The sequence below is a fragment of the Pseudoalteromonas sp. Z1A6 genome (genome assembly GCF_011378745.1).
GTDB lineage: Bacteria > Pseudomonadota > Gammaproteobacteria > Enterobacterales > Alteromonadaceae > Pseudoalteromonas > Pseudoalteromonas arctica.
Window position 1 is genome coordinate 1 of sequence record NZ_WTKW01000190.1, and the last position, 8271, is coordinate 8271.

6 protein-coding genes and 1 pseudogene are annotated in these 8271 nt (G+C 37.6%); 2 read left to right on the forward strand and 5 right to left on the reverse strand.

Annotated elements, in window-relative coordinates; all coding sequences use genetic code 11:
• Positions 1-71: 71 nt before the first annotated feature.
• The 3 genes from GQR46_RS12530 to GQR46_RS12540 all read right to left on the reverse strand — a co-directional run bounded on the left by GQR46_RS12530 (position 72) and on the right by GQR46_RS12540 (position 3451).
• Entirely contained in the window at positions 72-1670 is a 1599-nt protein-coding gene (locus GQR46_RS12530; RefSeq protein ID WP_165741127.1) for an ABC-F family ATPase, read from the reverse strand.
• 292 nt (positions 1671-1962) lie between these two features.
• Complete coding sequence (locus GQR46_RS12535; protein WP_165741128.1) at positions 1963-2703, reverse strand: transporter substrate-binding domain-containing protein; 741 nt, start codon at positions 2701-2703, stop codon at positions 1963-1965.
• A 7-nt stretch (positions 2704-2710) separates the two neighbouring features.
• Entirely contained in the window at positions 2711-3451 is a 741-nt protein-coding gene (locus tag GQR46_RS12540; RefSeq protein ID WP_165741129.1) for a transporter substrate-binding domain-containing protein, read from the reverse strand.
• Positions 3452-3647: 196 nt separating this feature from the next.
• On the opposite strand from GQR46_RS12540, the gene GQR46_RS12545 reads away from it, so the two are divergent.
• Both GQR46_RS12545 and GQR46_RS12555 read left to right on the forward strand, forming a co-directional pair.
• Complete coding sequence (locus tag GQR46_RS12545) at positions 3648-4889, forward strand: UPF0149 family protein (protein ID WP_165741130.1); 1242 nt, start codon at positions 3648-3650, stop codon at positions 4887-4889.
• 615 nt (positions 4890-5504) lie between these two features.
• The gene (locus tag GQR46_RS12555) at positions 5505-6626 is read left to right on the forward strand and encodes a cysteine desulfurase family protein (protein WP_165741131.1); all 1122 of its coding nucleotides are present in this window, start codon (positions 5505-5507) and stop codon (positions 6624-6626) included.
• Positions 6627-6637: 11 nt separating this feature from the next.
• On the opposite strand, the gene GQR46_RS12560 is transcribed toward GQR46_RS12555, so the two are convergent.
• Both GQR46_RS12560 and GQR46_RS12565 read right to left on the reverse strand, forming a co-directional pair.
• Entirely contained in the window at positions 6638-7534 is an 897-nt protein-coding gene (locus GQR46_RS12560) for a phosphoadenosine phosphosulfate reductase family protein (RefSeq protein ID WP_165741132.1), read from the reverse strand.
• Positions 7518-8271 (reverse strand): annotated as a pseudogene (locus tag GQR46_RS12565) (hypothetical protein); the annotation flags it as partial. The gene GQR46_RS12560 and the pseudogene GQR46_RS12565, both read right to left, overlap by 17 nt.

The following is an 8271-nucleotide window of genomic DNA, read 5'->3' on the forward strand; positions in this document are numbered from 1 at the left end:
TAAACTCAAATTCCACACATAAAAAAACGGCGCTAAATTTAGCACCGTTTTTATAAGCAATTAGAAAAAGTTTATGCTTTTTTCTCTTCACAACTTGCTAGGTATTCGTCAAACGTACCTTGGAAGTCGATTACTTTTTTATCTTTAATATCAATGATACGCGTAGCTAATGACGATACAAACTCACGGTCATGGCTTACAAAAATAAGCGTACCTTCAAAGTCTTTTAATGCATTGTTAAGCGCTTCAATGGCTTCCATATCCATGTGGTTAGTTGGTTCGTCCATTACAAGCACATTAACGTCTTGCATCATTAACTTACCAAATAACAGGCGGTTTTTTTCACCACCAGAACAGTTACGTGCTTTCTTGTTTGAATCGTCTGCTGTAAACAACAAACGGCCTAACATGCCACGAACCATTAAATCGTTGTGCTTAGCTGTACGCCATTGCGACATCCAATCAAACAACGTTAAATCGTTTTCAAAATCTTTAGTGCTGTCTTGCGGGCAATAACCAAAGGTCGCATTTTCAGACCATTTAATTTCGCCTTCATTACTTTTAAGCTCATCTACTAAACAGCGTAAAAATGTAGTTTTACCCACACCATTTTCGCCAATTACAGCAAGCTTAGCGCCAGCTTCTAATAGTAAATCACCACCAGTAAATAACATTTCGCCATCAAAACCATGGCCAAGCTTATTAACTTCAAGCGCCTGACGATACATTTTTTTACCTTCGTCAAACGAAAGTGATGGGCTCATACGGCTTGAAGATTTAACTTCATCAAGCTTAATTTTATCCATTTTTTTAGCACGCGAACTCGCTTGCTTAGCTTTTGAAGCGTTAGCACCAAAACGGTTAACAAAGTCTTGTAGCTCGTCAATCTCAGCGCTCTTTTTATCATTTTCAGCTAAAAGTTGCTCGCGTTGTAGGCCCGCAGCATCTAAAAACTTCTCGTAGTTACCAGGGTAAATACGCAGCTCGCCGTAATCAATGTCGGCCATGTGTGTACATACCGAGTTTAAAAAGTGACGGTCATGCGAAATAATAATCATCGTACATTTACGTTTGTTAAGCTCGTTAGCAAGCCACGTAATTGTATGAATATCCAAGTTATTGGTAGGCTCATCCAGTAGCAAAATGTCAGGATTTGCAAATAACGCTTGTGCTAAAAGCACACGTAGTTTCCAACCTGGAGCAACGTTTGCCATTAACCCGTAATGAAATTCTTTATCGATACCCGCTTCAAGCAAAATTTCTTCAGCGCGGCTTTCTGCCGTGTAACCGTCCATTTCAGCAAATACGCTTTCAAGATCGGCTACTTTCATGCCGTCGTCTTCGCTCATTTCTGGTAACGAGTAAATACGTTCGCGCTCTTGCTTTACTTTCCAAAGCTCCACGTCGCCCATAATTACCGCGTCTACAACGCTGTATTGCTCAAAAGCAAACTGGTCTTGGCTTAGGTTACCTAATTTCAACCCTGGAGTAATAGATACATTACCCGCACTTGGAACAAGCGCACCGCTTAAAATTTTCATGAAAGTCGACTTGCCGCAGCCGTTAGCGCCAATTAAACCGTAACGGTTACCGTTACCAAATTTAGCTGAAATGTTTTCAAACAACGGCTCTGCGCCAAACTGCATCGTAATATTTGCGGTGGAGATCAAAAAGGGTAATCCTAGATTAGTACTGACAGGAGTACGCTGCAGCAATACGCCACAAACAAGAACCAGACAATAGGGTAAATTAGCTGGCGAATTATACAGATCAGCCACAACGAATGAAAGATAAAAGGCAGCTAATTTATAACCAAGCGAAAATAACGGCAATTCTCGTTTTTAAGCCACTATTTTTAGCGTGAGCGGTGGTACTTACTTACAGCGGGGAATGTAAGTAAGTACCACCGCCAGCAATATTAAATAAGTGTTGCAGTCAAAGAGCTAAGTTATTGCCCATGCTTTAATGCACAGGTTGATAAATTAACTTTATAGCGGCTGCATTTTTAGTAATTAATTGATTAACGGTCGCCACATCATCCAGTGTTAGCGACTCCTTACTTAGCATAAAGTGCACATTGTTAACGTTAATCGGTGTAATAGACTTTACCTGCGTAATTGAGGGGTGTTTTTTTACAAAGTACTGCGCAACCACAGAGTCTTCAATAACATAGTCGATTCGTTTTTTATCTAACATGCTAAATCGATTATTTGCTTGAGCAGTAAGCACTACCTGTGTTGAATACTTAGTTTTTAGTTGTTCAAGCTCGTTACCAAAAAAGCTTCCTCGGTTAATACCAGCTGTAAACTCTTTACTAAAAAGCTCAGGTAAACTTGTTACATCAGGCGAGTCTTTATGTTTATAAAGATGCATAACTTCTGCGCGGTAGGGCAAACTAAAGTGCGCATATTGAGCACGTTTTTTTGTGTAACTTGCCGCGTAGGTTATATCTACTCGGCCATTTTTAAGCTCAGCTTGAACACGCGAAAAACTCGGGAAATAAGTCCATTTAATACAAAATTTTGAATCTTTAAAAATAGCGTTTACAGCATCCACTTCTGTGCCTAAAAATGCATCACCTTGCTTAACAAGGTAAGGCGGCCAATTAGTTTCGTTAGTGCCCATTACCAATGTTTTTGAACACGCAAGGGCATTAACGTGAGTAAATAGCAGTGTAGTAAATGTTAAAAATAAAGTTTTCATTACACTCCTAGTATTTAAACAGCGCTTTAAGTGCTGTTTTGTTTTTGTTTATATGCTCATTAATTACTGCAAGCTCAGTAACCGACACCGTTTTTTTGCTAAACATTAAATAAATATCGTCTTTATTTACATACTCAATGTTGGTTACTAATTTTATATTTGAGCCCTTTTGGCCAAAATAAGCACCCACTAACTCGTCTTCAATAGCAAAATCAATACGTTGTTTATTAAGCATTTCAAAGCGTTTACTGGTTGCACTGGTGTATTCAATCTGCTTTTTATATTTAGTTTTATATTGCTCAAACTCCTCACCGTAATAGCTTCCAAAGTTAGCGCCAACAATAAAGCCTTGTTTAAAAATGTCTTCGAGGTTTTTAACACTATGCTGATTATTTTTGTTTTCGTATAAACGCATAACCTCAGTTCGGTAGTTATCACTAAAGTGCACGTATTTAGCGCGCTCGTCTGTATAACTTGCAGCCCACCCTAAATCAATACGGCCGTATTTAAGCTCAATAAAAGCCCGCTTAGAATTTGGTAGCAACTTAACTTCAAAACAAAAAGGGGAGTCAGCAAATATAATGTTAAGTGCATCAACCTCCGAGCCTTGCAGCTTACCGTTAATGCCCATTACATAAGGCGGCCAAAAAGCATCGTGCGATGCCACGCTAAAGGTTCTTTCACAAGCAAATACATTAAATGGAGCCGTAAACAGCAAACATAAAAATACGGTAATTAATTTATTCATTACGCCTCATAGTTATTATTTTTGCTCATTATTACAACAGTATAAACCAGCTTTTGTATTTTAGCGGCGCGGGTTTGTTTAAATTTGTAAATATTTCGTTAAAAATTCATTTTAGGATAAAACAACCAAACTAGCGTTGTTGGTAACCTTATCTATGGGTACACTAATAATAAATTTATACATAGCAGGGCACGTTATGTCGCCAACTAAAATTCGTAACAATGTTATAAAACTCAGTAAATTAAGCACTAAACAACCAAACTACTATTTTATACAAGGTTATTTAATGGGGTTAGGTGTATTACCCCAAATGCTTCCCCCGAGCGAGTGGCAACCTGATTTATTTGGAGATATTAACCTTCAAAAAGAGAGCGAGCTAAAATACCTCGAAAGCTTAATGGCGTTGTATAACCAAAGCATGGATAAAGTAATTCAAAACGAATTAAAAATGCCAGCAAAATGCAGCCTATCCAAGCAAGACTACCGGGATTCGCTAAAGCCGAATATGCCCCTACCAAGTTACTGTAAAGGGGTTTTACAGGCGCTTAAACACATAAATAAACGTGCACTTAATGCACTACAAAAACAGGCTGTTGATAGCCTAAGTGGCGTTTTAAAAGCTTTTACTAGCGAAAAAGCAGCGGCAAAAGTATTTGGTGAATTTGCCCAATACAACGCCCAAGAATATAAACGTAATTATGTGTATTTTATGGCCGACGCTATTTTTGAACTTCGATTTAGTAACGACCTAACTTTAAGTGATGAAGATGAGGCACAATTTAACAACAGCTTTTTAGACGAAGAACCAAATGAATTAGATGAGCTTGATGAACTACTTGAACTGGTACTTGCCGACACAGAACTAAAAGCACTTGAGCCAATGCAGATGCTTTTAGAAATGATGGAAGGGCACATTACAAAGCAATTTATTAAAGACAACACAGGGCACTTTTGGGGATTGCACGAAACCCGCCCTTATATGATGCTTCGCGCGCATCGAGCAAAAGTACACGCACTGCATGGCTATACCCAAAAAGCGCAATCAGAACTCGAAGAGTTATTAACGCTAAACCCAAACGACAATCAAGCAAACCGCTTTTTATTAATGAACTGCCTAATCATAAACAAAGAGTGGGAGAAGTTAGATGCTCTATTAGCCGACTTTGATTTTGAAGAACTACACGCAACAGCAAGCCTAGCGCTAAGTGCTTTTGTAAAGCATGGCGATTCAAAACCCGCTAACGATTACAAAAAAATGCTCCAGCAGCAAAATAAACACTTTACCAAAATACTCACCGGCCAAGAAAAACTAAAAGAACAACAGCCGTCATATTTCAGCCCAGGCAGTAAAGAAGAGGTAGGTGTTTATCTTGATTCATTAGGTAAGCAAGCGTGGATTTCGGTTCCCGCCAGCCTTTTTTGGTTAAGAAAAAAGTAATAACTAAAAGCGTAACTCAAAAAATGCTAAGCGCGATTTTATATCGCGCTATACATACCGCAGATTCAATTTGAAGTGCATAACCGCTTTTTAAGTTTTTTATTCAATAGTATAAATCACGCTTGTTAAGCGTGCAGCATCAATGTCGCTTATATCCGCAAAGCGCCATAACTTGAAATAATAAATTTCAAACCCGTCAATAAACACATAGCATTCAGAAGTCATCGTTAATAACCTGCGCTTTATTGGTTTTACGTTGCCGTACATTGTAGCCACCTACATTTGCGACTAATTCATTAATGATTACCTAAAGTAGTCATTAAGGTGTTAATGACTACTTTAGGGTATTTGAATTGTTTGCAAATAAAAGTGATGATTTAAAGGTTATTGGTAATTTGTTTGTTGGTATTTTAGAGAATAGGTTTTAATGAGGGGAGATCTGATGCCTCATTAGCAGCCAAGGGTGGCAAGCGCTCCTTGGAATTTCATAGCACACTAGAGGAACACAGTGCAGGTCGTGAGTTTTAGCTTTTTTAAATTCATTATTAAGCGGGTTTAAATTAATGACTAAGTACTTTATGGTATTATTAAACGCTCAGATTAAGGATTAATTAAATGATATATCTTGATTCAGCGGCTTCGTACCCACTACTTCCAGAAGTTAAAACATCTTTAATAGATGCATTCGATAGTTGTTATGCAAACTCAGCCTCAGGTCACATTTTAGGTGAAGCGGCTTTACAAAAAGTAGATACAGTAAGAGAAGAACTTGCTGATATGATCGGTGCATATCCAAGTGAAATTATTTTTACTAGCGGTGCAACTGAGTCTAATAATATAGCCTTCAAGAGCATATTACTTAATAGCGATCATCCAAAAGATAAAAATCATATTATTATTAGTGCTATTGAGCATAAATGCATTTTTGCTATTTGCGAGTATTTAAAAGGCGAAGGCTTTGAAGTGTCCATTGTTATGCCAAACAAAGAAGGAATTATTGAGCCTAAAAGCATAGTAAGCCTGATCAAATCATCTACAGCACTTGTTTCTGTAATGCATGTTAATAATGAATTAGGAACGATTAATCCCATTTCCGAGATTGGTGAACTATGTTTTGAGCACAATATTCTTTTTCATAGTGATGCAGCGCAAAGCTTCGGGAAAACTGAAATTGATGTAGATGATCTGAATGTTGATATTATGTCGTTTTCAGCTCATAAAATCGGTGGCCCAAAAGGTATTGGAGCTGTCTATATTCGAGACTTGCGCAAACGCTCTCTAACGCCTGTTATTCATGGTGCAGGGCAAGAGCAAGGAGTTAGAGGTGGAACAGTAGCAGCGCCGCTGATAGTTGGTTTTGGAACAGCAATAAATACATTTCCACACAGTTATTTAAGCTTTGTTGATAAAGGGATACGTAACTACTTGTTAACGCAGCTTTCTATTGCTGAAATCCCTTTTTCTGTAAACGGTAATGGAAAAGCTCTACCGCATATGGTTTCTTTAACTTTACCTAAAACAAATGTAGGTATTTTGGTACGAGACAATGAAGAGCTCTTTTGTTTAGCTCAGGGCTCCGCTTGTTCTTCTAAAGAAATTGAAGCGTCACATGTTTTAACTGCATTAGGTTTGAGTCGTGAAGAAGCTGAATATACTTTTCGCATAAGTTTTACGAACGAAATTACCACCGCAGATATTAATCTATTGGTCTCAGCTATAAAAAAAGCGGCTATTTAGCCGCTTCCTTATTATTTATAGCATGTTACACAGGCTCCACCGCCTTCTGCTTCATCATAAATATCATCTAACTCATTGAACTCACATACACCGTCAAAGTCGCCTAGCAGTGCATTGCGTCGCTTTTTCTTGTTAAAGCGAGCAACTTTCTTTTCGTGATTTTCAATAATTCTTTTTTGTACTGATGGGTCTTCTAATGTTTCTAATGGCTGGCCTTGGCCCATCCAATAAAAGCGTTCACCTACAGTAGTATTGTTGTCATCGCCTTTTTCAAAAGCTTTGGCTTCTTCAAATAAATCAGGGTGCTTTTCCATAAGCTTAACCCATTCAATTTTTCTCTGATAAAAACAAAATGTACAACCAGAGCGAGAGCGCCATTTATAATATTCAGGCAGTTCTAAACCATTGCGCTGTAATATATTTTCGATGTCACTTCTTACTATGCCGTGTTCTCGAAATGGAAATACCGATTCAATCGGTTTTTCTATGGTCATATAGCCAGAGCGATCAGGTTCATCTGCTCTTATGCCAACATAATTTTTGATTTTATAGCCATCTTGAATAAAACTATCTAACCACTGCTCAAATGGCTTTAACTTCATTTGAACAGTACACCATCTATCTCTTTGCGACGGTAAGTAATTACCATGCTCTTTTAAAAGATGAGCAAAGTCTTTTTCACCACGCCCTTCAATATTATTTAAAGAGCGGGCATTTAAGCGATGGATATAACCAAGCTTCTCTTCTAGCTGATCTATAAAAGCATTTGTTTCAGGTAACTCATAACCCGTATCGGTAAAGAAATACTCTACATCTAGTTCAGGATAAGTTTCTTTAACAAATAGAGCTAAAGCGCTACTGTCTTTACCGCCCGAAAGCCCTAAAACATGTTTAATTTTTTCCGTCATCGAGCACCTCTGATTCTGTTTGATCCATCAAATTAGTTAAAAGGCTTGTAAGTGCAGCAAGTTGCTTTTCTTTTGACATTGTAGCTATCGATTCTTGAATACTGTTTACAGCAGACTTAACGTCAGCATCAATCGCTAAATCATGCTTAATAAAACTACCAAATTCTAAGTGGTTACCATTACTATCTGTTGTAAGAAAGGCAAGTGGTTTGGAGGTACCTTTTGCTTGTAAATTGCTAAAGGATTCAATCCGCCTAAATTGCACACATAAATTTTGTAATTCATCTAGTCCAGTACGCAAAAGCTTGTCTGTCCATTTTGGCTCAGGCACACCAGTTAATATATTAATTACAAACTCAAATTTAGATTTACCATCAATGAATTGTGACAAGCGATTTGCTAAATCTTTTACTTTAGGACGTTTAGCTTCTTTTTCAACTATGTCGCAGCGGGCTTTTAAAACACTATTAAAATCTTCACCTAACATATTAATAATAATTTGTTTAAAACCAGTGAGTAGCATTTCGTGTTGAGCACTCAAGTCTTCTATAGCTGTTTTTAAATTACTACCTAGCTTATCTTCAAGCGTTGGGTCGTCTTTTTTAAAGCCAAAAACAGCTGGTAAGTCATCAAGTATTAGTTTGAAAGGGTCATTAGCCGCAATTACTTTATTTCTAAAGTCTCTTGCTTGCTTTGTTAATCCATTCGTTTTATCACCAGTAAAACTTTCACCACTG